General features: G+C 68.5%; 13 protein-coding genes and 1 pseudogene. 5 read left to right on the top strand and 9 right to left on the bottom strand.

All coding sequences use genetic code 11. From position 1 onward, the window contains the following. The first annotated feature begins 210 nt into the window (after nt 1–210). The gene (locus VA596_RS47120; RefSeq protein WP_323337096.1) at nt 211–1,200 is read left to right on the top strand and encodes a UDP-N-acetylglucosamine--N-acetylmuramyl-(pentapeptide) pyrophosphoryl-undecaprenol N-acetylglucosamine transferase; all 990 of its coding nucleotides are present in this window, start codon (nt 211–213) and stop codon (nt 1,198–1,200) included. A gap of 152 nt (nt 1,201–1,352) precedes the next feature. Here the strand turns inward: VA596_RS47120 and VA596_RS47115 are convergent, their stop codons facing one another. The 6 genes from VA596_RS47115 to VA596_RS47090 form a co-directional block, all read right to left on the bottom strand. Further along, nucleotides 1,353–1,775 (bottom strand): hypothetical protein, encoded by a 423-nt coding sequence (locus VA596_RS47115; RefSeq protein ID WP_323336946.1) that lies wholly within the window; start codon nt 1,773–1,775, stop codon nt 1,353–1,355. Between the two features lie 44 nt (nt 1,776–1,819). Beyond that, nucleotides 1,820–1,996 carry a hypothetical protein gene (locus VA596_RS47110; RefSeq protein WP_323336944.1) on the bottom strand — a complete coding sequence of 59 codons (177 nt, stop codon included), beginning with the start codon at nt 1,994–1,996 and terminating at the stop codon, nt 1,820–1,822. A 156-nt stretch (nt 1,997–2,152) separates the two neighbouring features. Next, nucleotides 2,153–2,362 carry a hypothetical protein gene (locus VA596_RS47105; RefSeq protein WP_323336942.1) on the bottom strand — a complete coding sequence of 70 codons (210 nt, stop codon included), beginning with the start codon at nt 2,360–2,362 and terminating at the stop codon, nt 2,153–2,155. Then, nucleotides 2,353–2,898 carry a dCTP deaminase gene (locus VA596_RS47100; protein WP_323336940.1) on the bottom strand — a complete coding sequence of 182 codons (546 nt, stop codon included), beginning with the start codon at nt 2,896–2,898 and terminating at the stop codon, nt 2,353–2,355. Before VA596_RS47100 ends, VA596_RS47105 begins: the two co-directional genes overlap by 10 nt. A gap of 795 nt (nt 2,899–3,693) precedes the next feature. After that, nucleotides 3,694–4,599 (bottom strand): helix-turn-helix domain-containing protein, encoded by a 906-nt coding sequence (locus VA596_RS47095; RefSeq protein ID WP_323336938.1) that lies wholly within the window; start codon nt 4,597–4,599, stop codon nt 3,694–3,696. A 453-nt stretch (nt 4,600–5,052) separates the two neighbouring features. Further along, nucleotides 5,053–5,196 carry a hypothetical protein gene (locus VA596_RS47090; RefSeq protein WP_323336937.1) on the bottom strand — a complete coding sequence of 48 codons (144 nt, stop codon included), beginning with the start codon at nt 5,194–5,196 and terminating at the stop codon, nt 5,053–5,055. Nucleotides 5,197–5,520: 324 nt separating this feature from the next. On the opposite strand from VA596_RS47090, the gene VA596_RS47085 reads away from it, so the two are divergent. The 4 genes and pseudogenes from VA596_RS47085 (at nt 5,521) to cas2 (ending at nt 7,812) form a co-directional block, all read left to right on the top strand. Beyond that, the gene (locus VA596_RS47085) at nt 5,521–5,838 is read left to right on the top strand and encodes a hypothetical protein (protein WP_323336935.1); all 318 of its coding nucleotides are present in this window, start codon (nt 5,521–5,523) and stop codon (nt 5,836–5,838) included. Beyond that, nucleotides 5,835–6,416 carry a hypothetical protein gene (locus VA596_RS47080; RefSeq protein WP_323336933.1) on the top strand — a complete coding sequence of 194 codons (582 nt, stop codon included), beginning with the start codon at nt 5,835–5,837 and terminating at the stop codon, nt 6,414–6,416. The genes VA596_RS47085 and VA596_RS47080 overlap by 4 nt, the downstream gene beginning before the upstream one ends. A 106-nt stretch (nt 6,417–6,522) precedes the next feature. Continuing rightward, nucleotides 6,523–7,147: pseudogene (locus VA596_RS47075) on the top strand (glycosyltransferase); the annotation flags it as partial. Nucleotides 7,148–7,530: 383 nt separating this feature from the next. Beyond that, nucleotides 7,531–7,812: a CRISPR-associated endonuclease Cas2 gene (cas2, locus tag VA596_RS47070; RefSeq protein ID WP_323336931.1), complete on the top strand. Its 282-nt coding sequence runs from the start codon at nt 7,531–7,533 to the stop codon at nt 7,810–7,812. Nucleotides 7,813–8,326: 514 nt separating this feature from the next. Here cas2 and VA596_RS47065 read toward each other — a convergent pair. The 3 genes from VA596_RS47065 to VA596_RS47055 all read right to left on the bottom strand — a co-directional run bounded on the left by VA596_RS47065 (nt 8,327) and on the right by VA596_RS47055 (nt 17,031). Next, nucleotides 8,327–10,078: a hypothetical protein gene (locus VA596_RS47065; RefSeq protein WP_323336929.1), complete on the bottom strand. Its 1,752-nt coding sequence runs from the start codon at nt 10,076–10,078 to the stop codon at nt 8,327–8,329. Nucleotides 10,079–10,731: 653 nt separating this feature from the next. Continuing rightward, nucleotides 10,732–13,413: an ATP-binding protein gene (locus VA596_RS47060; protein WP_323336927.1), complete on the bottom strand. Its 2,682-nt coding sequence runs from the start codon at nt 13,411–13,413 to the stop codon at nt 10,732–10,734. A 291-nt stretch (nt 13,414–13,704) separates the two neighbouring features. Next, complete coding sequence (locus VA596_RS47055; RefSeq protein WP_323336925.1) at nt 13,705–17,031, bottom strand: error-prone DNA polymerase; 3,327 nt, start codon at nt 17,029–17,031, stop codon at nt 13,705–13,707. Nucleotides 17,032–17,202 lie beyond the last annotated feature (171 nt).

Raw genomic sequence — 17,202 nt, 5'->3', positions numbered from 1 at the left:
CCTGGCGTTTGGTGACCGGACCGGTCACCCTGATGCTCGCGTTGCTGGCCGGCGCCGCGTGGCATCCCTGGGCTTGACCCTCATATCCGGGCGGGGTTGTCGACTGCGGCCGACTGCCTGCGGCCGTGACAACCCTGCCTGGATCGCTGCGCTCCTCGTCGGTCGCTACCGAGTCGGTGCGGCTAGGGAACGAGGCAACCTTAGAACAGCCTGGCGTCGGCTTCCCGTCGACATGCCACAAGATCTCGAAATATCCGACCGGCTCCGTCGATCCGGGCGCTGGCGTGGTCCAACGTAAATGACGTGGCGCGGGTACCGCTCGGTGTGATCCAAGCGGTCCGTGCCGTGAGAGCGTTTCACCCGGACGTGGTGCTGGCGACCGGTGGCTACGTGTCGGTGCCGATGAGCCTGGCGGCGTGGGTGTGCCGGCGGCCGCTGGTGGTGCATGAGCAGACGGTGCGCCTGGGCCTGGCGAATCGCCTGCTGGCCCGGGTCGCGTCAGCGACGTCGGTGTCGACGGTACCGCTGTTGCCGGAGCGGGCACGGAAACGCGCGGTGGTTACCGGCAATCCGGTGCGGCCGGAAGTCCTGAACGGTCACGCTGAGAAAGCCCTCGAGGCTCCCGGGCTGACGGCGTTTGATCGTACGCGGCCGACGGTCTACGTGACCGGCGGCGCGCAGGGCGTCACCCAGATCAACCGGCTCATCGGCGAGGTTTTGCCGTGGTTGCTGGAGCGAGCCAACGTGATCCACCAGTGCGGACCAGCCGCGGTGACGGCTATGCAGGCGACTGCCGAGACCTTGTCGGCGGAGGCGGCGGGTCGGTATCTGCCGGTCGGGTTCGTGGGTCCGGAGCTGCCGGACGTGTTCCCGCTGGCCGACGTCGTGATCTCGCGCAGCGGGGCGAGCTCGATTACCGCGCCGACCGCGCTGGGGTTGCCCTCGGTGCTAGTCCCTCTCGCGTCTTCGGCCGGAGGAGAGCAGGCCCACAACGCACGTCAACTCGCTGACGTCGGCGCCGTCTGCGCTCTGCTGGGTGAGGTCACGCCGACAGCACTGTGCGAAGCTCTGGAACCGCTGCTGGCCGAGCCTGCACGACGGCAGGAGATGGCGGGCAAGGCGCGGGAGCAGGGGCGCCCGGACGCCGGGGATCGGCAGGTCGACGTGGTGCTGGACCTGGCCAAAGCCGGTAGCTGCTGACCCTGCGCCGGGCCAACGACCACCGGAGCCTGTGTGCGGTCAGGTCGTGGGGAAGTTGGAGAGGGCGCGGGTCCAGTCGGTGCGGTCGCGGCGCTGGTCCGGCTCGGCGAGACTCGACGTCGAGCACGCCGCCGCACGGGCGGCCGCGGCAGTCAGCGAACCGGGAACCCCTCCGGGTCGTTGCCTCCGCCGCGCTTGCGGCTCAGCGACTTGAGGAAGGCGTCTTCTTCCGGTGTCGGTGCTCGGGCGATGATGCCGTCTGCCGCGATCTGCAGGCGCAGCGAGTGGGCGCGGTTGGCGTTCGGCGTGCCGTCAGGGCCGTCGAGCACATCCAGCACGATCCGACCGGTCGGGCTCTTGGGATCATCGGCGGCCCGGACATACCAGCTCGAAATAGTGCCCATGATGATGTAGCCGTGCCAGTTGCGATGCCTGAGGGCTCGCTGACGCTCTCGCCATCCGTTGAGCTGTTTGTTGATCCACACGATCACGCCGGCCACGATGGACAAGCCGCTGAGTATCGTGGCGATCCAGGCGCCGTCCTGGAGCCAGCTCGGTTCGGGCACGTTGTTCATGCCGCACAATCTGTCAGCCCTCTCGGCGACGCGTCCCCTGGGCCTCAGTCGAACCAGGTGGCTGTGATGGTGTCGGCGCGCTCCTGGTTGTTCAGCACGAGGTAGGCCACCAGGCCGCGACCGGCGGTGAAGGTCAGCACGCGCATCGGGGACTTCGGTTTGGCGACGTTGTACGGCGCGCCATTCCACGGCACCAGCTCGAGCTGTGCGTAGCAGAACAAAGTCGGCAAGGTCGGCGAAATCGCTGCGGTCGGGGTAGCCGTGGCACTCGCCGCACGCGACCCGTCCGCCGCCGAGCCAGTCTTCCGCCCGGCCGGTGAGGCGCATCGCACGACCGGTCGTGTCCTGATTTCGCCCACTTTCTGTCACATCCCGCGCTACTTGGCCAGGCCGGCGCCACCCCCACCGAACAGGTGCTCCGCGACGCTCGGGTAGCCGAGGACGAGCGCGAGCACGGCGACCAGGATCATGCCGAAGATGACGATCAGTCGCAGCGAAGGTTTCTCCTGCTGCCAGACGGCCCGGCCGCCGGCGGCGAGTAGAAGCGCGAGCACTCCGAAGACGACGATGGTCTTGATCAGTTCCACAGGGAGGACCCACTTTCTTGATCGCTGGAGTAGCTGTGCGGCATGACGTCGTAGGGCTGCTCGCTCCCGGTCGAAGAGAGCAGCATCGAGTTGCAGGTGCGCGTCTCCGGATACAACAGCACCGGGTGGCGGAGGTGGTTGACGATCTCCAGCGTGATCGCCGCGAGCTTGCCGCGGCCGAAGCCGGGGATCACCTGACCGCACAGAACGACGCTGATGCCGAGCCGCGCGTAGTCGCTGGTGCCGTCGACCAGTCCGACCAGGTTTTCGGAAAGACCGATCTTTCCCATTGCTCGTGCGGGCACAGCTTCGCCGGGCTCGACAACGAGGCGTCCCTTGGTGTCGAGGTCCTTCGGCACCAGGTCCGGGTACGTCGACCGGTCGGCGATGTCGACCGTGCCCCGGCTCTGCAGGCCGAACGCCTCGTGCCCGAGCCGCAGGCTCAGCGCGGCGGGGCGGACGAAGGCCGCGTCGAACGGATCGACCCGCAGTTCGCCGCTGCTGTACACGCGCCGGATGGCCCGGTCGGTCAGCACGCCGCGATGGGCTTGCCAGAGGGATCCGGCGCTTCTTGATCTTGTTTTCTGGCTGCACCCACGTCATGGTGAGACCGTCCGGTCGAGGCTCGAAAGGACATCGCCCACGAGCAAGGTGAAATCCGTCTCGGTGAGGTCGAGGTTCGGCTGGTCGTCGCCGTTCCCCGGCCTGCACGATCGACGTGTCGCACTCGCACTCGCACTCGCACTCGCACTCGCACTCGTACACGTCGCCGTCTCCGACGTGCCGCGCCAGGATGGGCTTGAGCCGCGCCTCGCCTTCGGCGACCAGGGCGGCCGGGTTCGCCGGATCGGTGCCGTAGCGATAACGCCGGAAGGGCTTGCCCGTTTCGGCGACCTCCGCGAACTCGACCATGTGCGTGCCGGCGCCGGTGAGGACGTGGGAGGCGAACTCCCACCGGTGACTGTGCGGATTGGACTCCCCGGCGGAGACGACCTCGCTCCGCGGCCAGACGTGCAGCCTGATCCGGAACTCGGGCTCGACGCTCGTGTGGAGGACGATCTTCGCGAAACCGTTGGGGTGCCAGTAAGAGCGTTTCGCGATGTCGGCGACCGCCGCGCCGTCGGCGGCGAGGCCAGCCAGCCAGGACGCGAAGGAATCGCGGTTGTCGCGAATGTGCTCGGCCGCGTTCAAAAGGCGGTCCATGCCGGGCCGGGAGTCGTTGCCGGGGAAGATTTCCGCGAGCTGGCGCAGGAAAGGATGGCCTGCCGACGGGTCGGAGGCCGCAACGAAGGACGACGTGCTCATGGTGCGGGGAGTTCTCGATTCTGCGGCTACGGGGGTGTCAGAATTGAGGCCGGGAACGCCAAAGCAGCCCCCCGGAGCGCGGTGACTGCGTCGAGCGTCATCCAGATCGGGAGGTCTCCGCTGCCCCAGGCCCATAAGCCGACTCCCGCTTCGTAGCGTTCCCACAGGGATTTGAGGGCACCGTCGAACCGGGACGACGGAACCCGCGGTGCCTCGGTCAGGGCTTGCAGGACCCAGGCCGACGTGAAGTGGCTGATGTTCACCGGGCGAGGCGGCTCGCCGTGCGGTTGCGGCAGCACGAGGCCTTCGGAGACGCCGTTGTCGGGCTGGTTCAGCCCGATCAGCCACTCGGTGCCCGCCTCGACGGCTTCCTCGACTTCGGCGCGGTCGTCGCCGTTGCGGGACAGCGCGCGCAACGCCACCAGCGCCCGCGCGGTGTGCACCGCGGACGCCTCGGGCGCCACCAGGCCCTCTTCCTTCTTCTCGCCCCAGAGCAGGACCCCGTCGAAGTCGAGCCGGGTGGCCAGGAGGCCGTCGGCGAGCTCGCGGGTGAACGGCGCGTCCGGCCGCAGCCGGACCGCGGTGCGCAACGCGGTGGCGAGCAGGAACGGCCGGGTGCGGCTGTAGGCGTCGAGGGACCGCTTGAGGTACTGGAGGCCGTCCTCGGCGGATAGGACCGTGCTCGCCTGGAACAGCGCGTCCACGACCGCCGCGGTGACCTCCGGGCAGCGGTCCACCAGGGTGTTCGCCGCCTGGAAGTGATCGTCGAGCAGGCGGGCGTTCTCCGCCGACGGCAGGTAGCGGTCGGTCTCCCACTGCGTCAGGTTCGCGCGGCTCACCCCGACGGCCCGGGCGACGTCGGCCTGCGTCTGGCCCGCCGCCTGGCGCAACCGGCGCAGCTCGGCGCCCACCTGTTCAGGGGTCGTTATCACATCAGTACCTATCGGCTACGCCCGCAGTTGTCGAACGGCTAGGCAACTGGCTGTTCGCCACCGGGGAAGGGGTCTGGGCCGACACCCGCGGCTGGCAGCTGCACCACGCACCGAACGGGCGGACGCGCTCCTACCGCGATCCCCGCTGGGACAGCGTGCAGCCGGCCGCGACTGTGGCGGCCAGGCACTCAGCCCCGTCGAGGGCGCCGCCTACCCGACCTGCCGGGGTCACTCGCTCGGCGAACGTGACGCGGTCCGGTCGTCGACGTCTGGAGCCGTCCAGCGCTATCCGTGACCAGACGTTGCCCGAACGGGTAACAGGAGTTTGAAGGCTGGAACTACGGTGCAATACTGCGGACGACGCTGAGAGGTGCAGTACGCCGATCACGTCAGAGCAGTGCGAGGCCGGCCGAACTGCTGGCCGACCCCGCACCTAGGTGAGTGAATTAGCTGTCAGCTGCCCACGAGGCCGCGAACCTCGTGCACCAGCAGCGTCAGCGTGATCAGGGGCGGGGTGCTGGCTAGCGCCGCGCCCCTGATCAATCTCAGCGCTCTGTCCACCTTGCTGCACTCGCTGCAGCGCGGCTTTTCATCCATGTCTACCTCCGCTTGCGCGTAGGGGTTGTTCCTTGCGCCACGTGGCTTCGAAGGCCCCCGCCGGATCGCGCCGAGGTCCTTCCGAGGTCGACCGGCAGACTGTAACCCCGGCACCTTCCCCGTGGTCCGCACGCGGGCCGGAGTCGACCCGAAGCGGTGATAACCGCAGCTCGCGGCCCACCTGAGCCCGGGATCGGTCGCGACCACGCGCACCTGGGCCACTACAGAGCGTGTCAGGCGGCCTCCCTGAGCCGCTTGCGGGCCACCCTGCCGACCAGGCCGGACCGCTTTTCCGAGTTCGCGCGCCGCAGCGGGGGTGTCCCGATGGAAGACCACCACAACCTACCTGCGTCCGGATCACGACGTTGGTTCGATCGAGTTCTCGAGTGGCTGTTCGCCGCCGAGGAAGACGCCCGGGCCGAGGCCCGCGGCTGGCAGGTGCACCGCGCGCCGAACGGCCGGAACCGCACCTACCGCGATCCCCGCTGGGACACCGTGCACGCCTGCCGCGACTGCGGCGGCCACGGCCTCAGCCCCACCGACGGCGCCGCCTGCCCGGCCTGCGCCGGTACCGGAGTCATTCGCTCGGCGACCGAGACCGCGGTCCCGGTCGCCGACGGCTGGAGAGGAGCACGGACATGACCCGCAAGCACACTCCCGAGCACGTCACCGAGCTGGCCCGGCAGCTCACCCCGGTGAAGCGCACCAACCCGCTGCTGTGGGCGTACCACTGGCGCTACGAGATCGCGGCGGTCACGCTGCTGCCGTTCTCTCTCGTGGTGCTCTTCCAGTGGCTCGGCCCGCTCTGGTTCACGGTGGCGCTGGCCGGCGCGTTCAACTGGATCTTCTACTGGCGCGCCGGCCGCCGCTACCTGCGCGGCCGGCTGCGCGCGATCGTGGTGCAGCACCGCCTGCGGGCGACGTTCACCAGAGCCCGCGTCTGCACCCTGGACGGCCGCCGTCCGGCGATCCTCTGGACCCGGGAACGGGACGGCGAGATCCTCGCGACGGTGTTCTGCCCGGCCGGCCTGGAGTTCCGGCAGATCCACCAGGCGCGCAAGCTGATCGCTTCGGCGTGCTTCGCCACGGAGGTCTTCGTCGAGCGCCATCCGCGGTTCCCGAGCCTGGTAACGGTGGCGGTGTGCACCGCCCCACCGCGGTTCGTGCCTGCGCAACGGAGCAACCCGCAGCACGTCGTCCCGATGCGGGTGCACAGCTGATCCACGCCGGGCCCGGCGTCCACCTGGTGGGCGCCGGGCCCGGCGCACAGCAAGCGCACAGGGCGATCACACGGTCACCAAAGCGGAACCCGCGACCGTAGTCGTCATGACAGCCACCGCCTCCGCTTCGCGGCCCGGGACCGTCCCGGTCGATCTGGCCGGCCCGCGGCCGGTTCTCGACGTCGTCATCCCGGTCTACAACGAAGAGACCGACCTCGAACCGTGCATCCGCCGGCTGCACGCGCACCTGGCCGAACACGTCTCCTACCCCTACCGGATCACCGTCGCCGACAACGCGAGCACCGACACGACGCTGCAGGTCGCGGAGCGGCTGGCCCGGGAGTTCCCCGAGGTCGAGGTCAGCCACCTCGACGAGAAGGGCCGCGGCCGCGCGCTCAACGCCGTCTGGCTGGCCTCCGACGCCGCCGTCCTCGCCTACATGGACGTCGATCTCTCCACCGATATGGCCGCGCTGGCGCCGCTCGTCGCGCCGCTGCTGTCCGGGCACTCCGACCTCGCCATCGGCAGCAGGCTCGCCCGCGGAGCGCGTGTGGTGCGGGGGCCGAAGCGCGAGTTCATTTCCCGTTGTTACAACCTGATCCTCCGCTCGACGCTCGACGCTCGACGCTCGACGCTCGACGCTCGACGCTCGACGCTCGACGCTCGCCGCGAAGTTCAGCGACGCCCAGTGCGGCTTCAAGGCCATCCGCGCGGACGTCGCCATGGTCCTCCGGTTCCTGCTGCTGCGCGGCTGAGTGTTCAATCCGCGCCGCCAGGCCGTCACCCAGAAGGGCGTGTAACTACGGAGATTTCTCACACTCCGCAAACCAGGTCAGAGCCGGCGGTACTCGGCGGTCACCTGGACGTAGTCGAGGACCGCAGTGCGGCAGGCCGGGCAGCGAGTGATCGTGACGATCCCGACCGGGCTGTTGTCCAGGCGTAGTCGATGCGTCCGGTGAGCGCACCGACCGCAGGTGGGTACGCAGCGAGAACGAGCCCGGGTCTCCCTCTTAAGGAGGACGAGTAGAAAGGCGGCGTCCGCATCGCCGACTGGCTGCTGGGCCGGACACCTGAATACACGCCGCAACCGTGGCGCTAGTGAAGGGAATCGGCTGTGTATACGCTGCTGGTGTGCTACGACATCGTCGGCGACGACCGCCGCGACGAGGTCTCGGCGGTGTTGTCCGTGCACGGGGCCCATGTCCAGCTCAGCACGTTCGAGTGTGCATTGCGAACCAAGCGTGAGGTCACGGCCGCGCGCGCAGCACTCAAGCGCATCATCGACCAGGACGAAGACCAGGTCCGGATCTACCAGCTGGGCAATGCGGCCATGGACAGCAGAGTCATCTTCGGCCGGCGACGGCTCGAGGAACGAGCCGATTTCTACATCGTCTGACCGCAGCGACGTTCATCCGCCTGTGGGGGCCGTCACAGTGGAGAGTAGAGGCAAACGGCGAGGTCCGCGCGAGGGCAAGAGTGCTGTTCAGAGGCTCGGAACCCGGCATTCGACCGTTGGTGTGCCGCTGTGGAAGATCGACTTCGGGGAGGTGCGCGTGTTGATCTCCAACGCCGCAGGTCAGGTACCCCGAAAACTCGGTAGAGCTCGGAGGCGCCGCCCGCTAAGAGGGCCCCTGAGCTGGACGTGACCAGTCAAAATGCACTACCGCAGAAACGGATCAGAAAGGTCAGGGGTTCGAATCCCTTCGGGCGCACTACGGTTGAGACTGCAATACGCAGTTCTAATGCTTCTTTCGGGAGGCGCTGGACCTGTTCTGCGTTCAACCTGATCCCTACTTCACCTCTATCGGGGTAGGGATCAACGGGCCGAATAGGGACGCCGGACAGTCACAACCACGCCGTGGCGAGGCACGCCGCGTGAGTCTGCGCCGGGTGTACGGAGATTCGCGTCGTCAGGTGGGTTTGCGGACGAGGCCGGTGTAGGCGGCGATGGCGAGGGTGGCCAGGCCCCAGAGGAGCGCTTGGAGTACCCAGAGGGCAGCGGTGAAGGTTTGGCCCCAGCCTGTTGTTGTGTCGAGGTCGCAGTGGGCGCGGATGCCGGTGGTGCCGAGGGGGAGCCCGCGGTCGATGCCGAGGCCGACGAGTTCGACGGGGGAACAGGGTGCGCCGGGCGCGTCGGGTTTCGCACTGGCAGGTGGGACGCGTTCGGCGGCGTGGTGGCCGGGATGGGTGGTGACGTGCCCGGCGAGCAGGCTGAGTGCGGCGGCGAGGGTGAGGACGACGGCGAGGGCGGTGACGACGCGGTGGGCGCGGTAGCCGTAGCAGCCCAGCCAGCCCCAGAGCGCATGTCGCCCGCGTGCGAGCCGGTTGCCCAGAGCCTCGGGGGTGCGGCGGCGGAGCTCGTGTTGCTGGGTGATGAGGACTTCGCGGGCGTTGTTGTCGTGGCCGGCGGCGCGCTCGGTCGCGGCGAGTTGCTGGAAGGGTTGGGGCCGGTAGGTGGGGGTGTGGTGGACCAGCAGGTGCAGCCATTGATGCCATGAGATCGCGCGCAGGAAAGAATAGGTCAAGCCGTGAGCTGTGATGGTGCGGTCGCTGTCTGGGCAGCCGCGGCGGCTCGTCCCCTCCCCGCCGGCTGAGCAGACCACCTCCTGCGGAAACAGCAACGACCCGGTGATCTGCGCCTCAGGCAGCATCAGGAGTGGGCCTGAGGTGTTGGCCAGGCTGGAGACCTGCAGAACAGCTTGGCTACCGATATGGGCAGCGGGCAGCCGAATTGCGCCGAGTTTTCCGGCGCCAGTGATAATAGCGTCCTCTATGGAGAAGCTGTCGTCGGTGCGGAGAAAATCGGCGGTCAGAGCGGGACCGGCCGTATTGGTGATGGAAGATGGGCTAAGGCTGAGTTCGCCGCTGATGTGAGCACCGAGCAGCCGGACCGCGCCGCGGTCTCCAGATCCGGTGATGGTGGTGTTCTCCATGAACACGTCACCGTGGGTGTGGATGTGGTCGGCGATTAGTGCGGGGCCGGTGTTGTTGGTGAGGGTGGCTCGATCAAGGATGAGTTGGCCGCCGATGTCTGCACCGAGCAGCCGGATCGCGCCATGTTCGCCGGCGCCAGTGATGGTGGCGTGCTCCATGGACAGCTTGCTGTGAGTGTGGATGCGGTCGGCGATTAGTGCGGGGCCGGTGTTGTTGGTGAGGGTGGCTCCATCAAGGATGAGTTGGCCGCCGATGCCGGCACCGAGCAGCCGGATCGCGCCGAGGTTTCCAAATCCGGTGATAGTGGCGTCCTCCATGGACAGGATGCCGTCGGTCCGGAGGCCGTCGGCATGCAGGTAGGCGAGCAGGCTGCCGTCTACGTACAGGTAGCGAAGGTGCGCTTCTCGGCAAACAACTCCGTCCGGCAGCGCACATCCGTGCAGGGCGAGACCGGTGACGGCGGTGACCTGATCAAGGTCGAGCTGTCCGACGACCCGCACTCCCTCTACCTGAACTCCGCGGGGGTCGAGGTCACCGTGCAGGCCACGGAGCAGTTCGCGGAACAGGTCGGCTCGTACCTGCAATTCGGGGTCGTCGGTAACGGCCAGGTCCTCCACCGTCATCGTGGTGGCGGGTTTGGCGACTTCCCCACGGCAGGCGGTTTTGACCACCCGTTGCTCGAGCTCGGTCAGATCGGTCAACACGGGTGAGGGCTGCATCTCGTCCACACCCCCATAGTCGTCACATACTACGGAATGTGACACCTGACAGCGCGGGGTGTTCGCCTTTGATGGAGGAGCCGGATTTCTAGGTGACCGGGCGATGCCGACGTAGGCGGCGAGGTGACCGGAGAACTTCCGATCCCGCGCTGCCTGCTACCCAGTACTCCTGGCCGGACGCCAGTTCGCCGGGGACCAGGCCAGATACGCGACCACCTCCGGTCAGACGGTCTTCCAGATGGCGTGGTCGAGCTCCCAGGGTGTCCGGCCCAGCTCGGGGCTGCGTCGGCGAGCAGCCGGGACGTCGACCTCGTGGCCGAAGGGGCGATCTTGCGCGGCTTGGGTATTCTTGGCTGTCTCACGGCCATGTCACCCTTGCTCAGTCAGGTCCGTGGCATTCCTCGTGAGGGCCAGTTCAGGCGGGTTGCCCGAGTCGGGCGCGTACACCACGCCGAGCCCCGACTCGGGGGTGCCAGTTACAACCCACCGGCCGGTACTCCAACAACCCGGCCCGCCATGGCGACATCGTTGGCGCCTGGTGCAATCGGGAGTGGTGCGGTCGATGTCGCCGGGCGATCGCACCGGGTCGTGCCGCACAACTTCGCCGCACTTGGCCGCCGGTGCGATTCGCGGTGATCCTCCGCCGAGTGGAGTTGGCAGGTTCACGCGTGGGGAGTGCGAGAGTGTAGTTGGGCGTCTCTGAGACGCTGGCGGACTTCGTCGGCTTTGTGGGGGTAGCCGATGTCGTAGACGGTGGCCGCTTCTTCCCAGCAGATGGCGGCTTCGCTGGTGCGGCCGAGCTGGTGGAGGCAGGTCGCAAGGACTTCCAGCGGGCCCCCCAGGGTGATGAGGTGGTTGCGAGGAGTGCGCCGGCCGATGGCAATCGCTTCTCGGCACAATGCGATCGCACCTTCAAGGTCGTGCAGGCCGTGCCGGGCGCGTGCCAGCCGCGTCAGCGCCCATGCTTGGCCGGTGAGGCTTCCGAACTGCCGGTGCAGTCGCAGGCTGCGTTCGCCGTGTTCGAGCGCGAGCGGGTAGTCCCCGAGCCCGGTGTAGGCCTCGCTGAGGCTGCCTTCCACCCCGGCTTCCCATCCATGGGCGTCGTTCCGATGGCTCAACGACAGCACCAGGTGGAACCACCGCAGCGCCTCCTCGAACCGACCCTGCCGGAGGAACAGCAGGCCACGAGCGTTGACGACGGTGGGCTGGACGGTGGCGTCGTTGAGTTGCTGGGCAACGGTTTCCGCGCGGTCGAGGTCGGCCTCGACGTGCTCCCATCTACCCAACAGGGTGCCTGCCTCCCCTCGACTGATCAGGAGATGTGCTGTCAGAGCGAGATTGCCGGTCCTGCGGGCGGCGGTGATCCCCAGACTGAGAGTGTCGATCCACTCCTGGGGGCTGCCCGCGGAAAGGAGGAAGTTGCAGGCATCGGCGAGGGGAAGGACATGGTTGTCGAGGTGGTTTTCGGCGCCGTACCGGAGTGCGGCGAGGATGGTGGTGCGTTCGGTGGTGAGCCAGCTCCACGCTTCATCTGGACCAGCGAGAGGATACGGATAGTTGGGTTCGGCCACGACCGCCGGCAACTGCACGGCCGTGGGGTAGAGGAGGAGGTCGGCGGTGCGGACGGTATGTCTGTACCAGGTGAGCAAGGATTCGACGGCGCGGAGGCGGTCGCCGGGCGAGTCGTGGCGGTGGGCTTGGTCCGCGGCGTAGGTGCGCAGCAGGTCATGGAACCGGTACCGGCTACCACCGACATATTCGATCAAGTGCGCGGCGGCTAGAGCGGACAGCAGCGGGCGGGTGTCGGCGGGGGATAGTTCGGCCAGTGCGGCGACGGCGGGGAGAGACAGGTCGGGTCCGAGATGTAGGCCGAGGCGCCGGAACAGGCGCGCTTGCGCGGGCGGGAGTCGCTGGTAGGACCAGTCAAACACGGCGCGAACGGCGGCCCGCTCGTCCTCGGTTTCGCTGAGAACCTCCAGACGGGTGTGGTCGTCGGCGAGTTCGGCGACGACATCGGTGACGGCCTGGTGTGGGAGGCCGGCGGCGCGGCTGGCCGCAATCCGCAATGCCAGCGGCAGCCGGGCGCACAGGCGGATCAGCTCGTCGACCGCGTCCGGCTCGGCGGCGACACAGTCGGCGCCGAGGATGCTGGCAGTCAGGTCGAACGCTTCAGATGGGGAGAGCACATCAAGGGGCAAGCGGCGGGCGGCGTCGGTAACGACCAGGCCTGTGAGACTGTCGCGGCTGGTCACCAGCACCATGCAACCGGGTGTGCCGGGCAGCAGCGGCCGGATTTGCTCGGCGTTGTAAGCGTTGTCCAGCACCACCAGTAGCCGTTTGCCTGTCAGCAGCGACCGAAGCAGCGCTGCCTGCTCGTCCAGGTCTGCGGGGATCGCACGTGGGGGGACGCCGAGTGCGCGCAGGAATCCGCCGAGGGCCTCACTGGCGGTGGTGGGGGTACCGGGGCCGTAGCCGCGCAGGTTGACGTACAGAGTGCCGTCGGGGAACCGGTCCTGGGTGCGACGGGCCCAGTGCAGGGCGAGAGTTGTTTTTCCGATCCCGCCGGCCCCGTCAATGACGGTTATCACCACCGACCTAGCTGTCTGCCCAGTAAGTCCGTCGTGGCTGGGATCGAGCGGGATCAGCGCGTCGAGAGCGGCCAGGTGCTCGGTGCGGCCGGTGAAGTCCCGCACTGCCGCAGGCAACTGCCGAGGCACCACCCCACCCCAACCCGAGCCAGAGCGGGGATGCCCGGCGCCTCGCCTGCTACGGCCCGGCAGTGTGGGACCGGATGGATAGGGGTGGTCGGGCAGGGTGATCCAGCCGGTGGTGTCGGCTTCTTTCACGGTGACCGCGGCGGGGTGCCAGGTGGCGGGTGCGGCGGCGGGAGTGTGGCGGATGACGTCGTCGAACAGCCCGTCGGAGGCGATGACCGCCAGCACGCCGGGTGAGGCGGCCAGGGCCGCCTTCAGCGGCGGGGCGTCGCACAGCCGGAACGTCCGGATCAGCGCGGCGGAAGAGATGCCGTGAGTGTCGTAGCTGACCTCGCCGGCGTGTAGCGCGACCCGTAGCCGGAGCCGCTGCGGCTCGGGGTGAGTGTCGTTGTGCACCCGCAACCGCGTTACGAGGGCCGGCAAAGCCGTTTCCACGAACGCAGTCTTGTCCGTGTCGACCGGGGTAAGTACGACGACAGCATCTCCACGCATCTCGCGGTAGCAGTCGTCCCATGGCACTCCGGCGGCGGCGAACGCTGCTTGCATGACCGCGTCGAGCCCGTTGCGCACTGCCTGCAGGTGCGGACCTGTCCGGCTCGGATCCCCGAATCCCTCGATGTCCGCGACCACGATCAGGTGATGTCGCGCCCCCGGCCCCCGCTGCGCCGCCATCGGTTGACCTTTCTCCCGTCCGCAAGAATTCAGGTTCTCACCACGTTCGCAAGGTGCGGGCGCGAGAGGTAGCCGCCGCACGGGGGTTAAGTAGTTCTGAACCTGTCGGCGACGCTACGCGAGGGTCAAACATCAACTTGCGCTGCTGAGAATCTCACCTAAATGTCGGTTAGGACATTCACGTGATAAGGCCAGTGAGATTACGACGCCAGTTTTGAGAACCTACATTCGAGCTGTCGGTGCCCTGGCCTACCGGAAGTCCCGGGACGGTGCGGTGACCATGGACAGGTCGATGGCCTCGAGACGGTCGGCCAGGAGAGTGACGACTCCTTCGGCGGTTTGAACTCGGCCGCGGATCAGCAAAGCGGAGCTGGTGCGGGCGATGACCCGCTGCCGGGTCCAGAGCCCGGGTGATACGAGGATGTTGGCCATGCCGGTCTCGTCTTCGAGGTTGAGGAACGTGATGCCGCCGGCGGTCGCTGGTCGCTGGCGGTGGGTGACGGCACCTCCAACCCAGACCCGGGTCCCGTCCTCGGCTTGCGTCAGCTCGGCGGCGGTCAGCGCGCCCCGCTTGTCAAGGTATTCGCGCAGGTACTCGACCGGGTTGCTGTCCGGCGAGACGCTGGTGGCCCACAGGTCGGCCGCCGTGACCTCGAACCGGGTCATCCCGGGCAGCGCGGGCGCGTCCAGGCCGGGCGCGAGACCAGGCAGGTGCGCGGGCCGGGTTGTTGCCGCGGCGCCGGCGGCCCATAGGGCCTGACGGCGGTCGGGGCCGAATCGGGTGAAGGCGCCGGCGGTGGCGAGTGCTTCGGCGGCGGTCTTTTTCAGCTGAATCCGGCCGGTCAGGTCACCGATGCTCGTGTAGGGACCGTGCGCTTGGCGTTCGGCGACGATCGCGCCGGCCACGTCGGCACCGACGTGGCGGACCGCGGCCAACCCCAAGCGGATCGCGACGCCGCCGGTGCTGTCCGGTTCGGGTTCGAGGGTGGCGTGGGCGAGGCTGGCGTTGATGTCCGGCTCCCGCACCAGGGCGCCGTGGCGGCGGGCGTCGGCGACCAGGGACTGCGGGCTGTAGAAGCCCATCGGCTGCGCGCGCAACAGGCCGGCGTAGAACGCGGCCGGGTAGTAGCGCTTGAACCACGCCGACGCGTACACCAGCAGCGCGAAGCTCATACTGTGCGCCTCGGGGAAGCCGTAGCCGGAGAAGGCGTGGATCTGCTCGAAGATCCGCGTCGCCATCTCGCGGTCGAGGCCGTTGCGCGCGCAGCCGTCGAAGAACCGCGCCATCAACGCGCGCATCTTCGCGCTTGACCGCTTGGCGCCCATGGCCCGGCGCAGCTGGTCGGCTTCGGCGCCGGTGAAGCTCGCGACGTCAACGGCCATCTGCATCACCTGCTCCTGGAACAGCGGCACCCCGAGCGTGCGGTCCAGGGAGCCGGCGAGCAGCGGGTGGGCGTGCTGCCACTCCTCCTCGCCGCGGCGGCGCCGGATGTAGGGGTGCACGGAGCCGCCCTGGATCGGTCCAGGCCGGATGAGGGCGACTTCGACGACGAGGTCGTAGAACTTCCGCGGCCGCAGCCGCGGCAACGTCGCCAGCTGCGCGCGCGACTCGACCTGGAACACCCCGACGGCGTCGGCTTCGCACAGCATGTCGTAGACGGCCGGGTCGGCCAGGTCGAGCTTGCCGATGTCCACTGTGGTGTCGTGGTGTTCGGCGACGAGGTCGATCATGTAGTGCAGGGCGGAGAGCATGCCAAGGCCGAGCAGATCGAACTTGACCAGCCCGACGGTCGCGCAGTCATCCTTGTCCCACTGCAAGATCGACCGGTCGGCCATAGACGCCCACTCGACCGGGACGATCTCCGACACCGGCTGCTTCGAGATCACCATCCCGCCGGAGTGGATACCCAGATGCCGCGGGAAGTCCTCGATCCGCCCGGCCAGGTCCAGCACATCGGCAGGGATCTCCCCGGCGCTCTGCTGTTTCGTCGCCGCGACGCCACCCCAACGGTCGACGAGCTTGCTGAAGGCGTCCTGCTGCCCAGGGCTGTGCCCGAGCGCCTTCGCCGCATCCCGCACCGCCGACGGCGCCCGGTAGGTGATGACGTTGGCGACCTGCGCGGCATGAAACCGGCCGTGTTTCTCGTAGACGTACTGGATGGCTTCCTCGCGGCGGTCGGACTCGATGTCGATGTCGATGTCCGGCGGCCCGTCCCGCTCCGGCGCCAGGAACCGTTCGAACAGCAGGTTCCACTTCACCGGGTCCGCGTGGCAGATTCCCAGGGCGTAGCAGACCGCGGAGTTCGCCGCCGATCCTCTGCCCTGGCAGAGGATGTTCGCGTCTTTGCAGAAGCGGACGATGTCCCACACGACGAGGAAATAGCCGGGGAAACCAAGGGTCTTGATCACGTCCAGCTCGTGCTCCAACTGCGCATACGCCCGCGGCGACTGCTCGCGGGTGCCGTAGCGGCTGGCGGCGCCGGCCCAGGTCAGCTCGGTCAGAAACGACATCTCGTCGTGCCCGGCCGGCACGTCGAACGGCGGTAGATCCGGGGCGACGAGCTGCAGGTCGAACGCCACCTCGACACCGAGCACCGCGGCGCGCCCGACGGCGCCGGGGTAGCGGCGCTCGAACCGGCGCCGCTGCTCCATCCCCGAGCGCAGGAACGCCTGCCCCGACGGCGGCCGCCAGCCTTCCAGATCCTCGGCTGCTCGTCGGGCCCGGACCGCGGCGACCGCGTCGGCGACCGGCGCGTCGCCGGGGCGGGCGTAGTGGACGTTGTTCGACACGACCGTCGGCAGCCGCAGGTCCCGGGCCAGCTCGTCGAGAACGTCGTTGGCCGCGTCGTCCAGCGGTAACCGGTGGTTGATCAGCTCGACGGCGACATGCCGGTGGCCGAACCAGTCGACCAGCCGGGTCAGCTCGGCCCGCGCGGCGGCCGGGCCGTGTTCGGTGAGGGCGCGGCGGACGGGGCCTTTGCGGCAGCCGGTGAGGACGACGACGTGCCCGGCCAGCTCGTAGACCACCTCCTCCAGGTCGTAGACCGGACGGCCCTTCGCCCCGCCCGCGATCTGGGCGTGGGAGATGACGCGGCAGAGCCGGTGGTAGCCCTCCTGCTGCCGCGCCAGGACCAGCAGGTGCGACCCGGCCGGGTCGGGTTCGCCGGCCTGCGGGGCGGGCAGGTCGAGTGAGAGTTCGGCGCCGAACCCGACCCGGACGCCGAGTTCGCGGGCGGCGTCGTTGAACCGGACCGCGCCGTACATGCCGTCGTGGTCGGTGAGCACCAGAGCGTCCAGCTCCAGCCGTGCGGCTTCCTCGACGAGGGTCTCGGGGTGGGAGGCGCCGTCGAGGAAGCTGAAGTTGGAGTGGACGTGCAGCTCGGCGTAGGGGGCTCGGAGGCGTTCGCCGCCGTCGTCGCGGCCGCGGCGGTCGCGCAGGTCGGCCGGGGCTCCGGCGTAACCGTCGCGCTTGCGCGACCAGGCGGGCGAGTCGCTGCCGTCGCCGGGGAAGGGGGCGCGGCCGGACGCGACCCGTTCGACCTCGGACCAGGGCACGTTCGGGTTGTTGAACGCCACGACGAAACTCCCACCACACCAAGATCGCCGTGGGAAGTCAGCGACAACAGTTCGAACGTATGTACTACGGTTTGTGTCTGTCGAGCTTGAGGGTCACGGCAGGGTCTGTCAACTGTGCCGACAGGCGATAGATGGCATCTGCAGACGGCAACTGGCGTCGTTCGGCAGCGT

This window comes from Amycolatopsis heterodermiae, assembly GCF_034929455.1.
In the GTDB taxonomy this organism is placed as follows: domain Bacteria; phylum Actinomycetota; class Actinomycetes; order Mycobacteriales; family Pseudonocardiaceae; genus Amycolatopsis; species Amycolatopsis heterodermiae.
The sequence above is the reverse complement of the archived record's forward strand: the minus strand, read 5'-3'. Positions and strand labels throughout refer to the sequence as shown.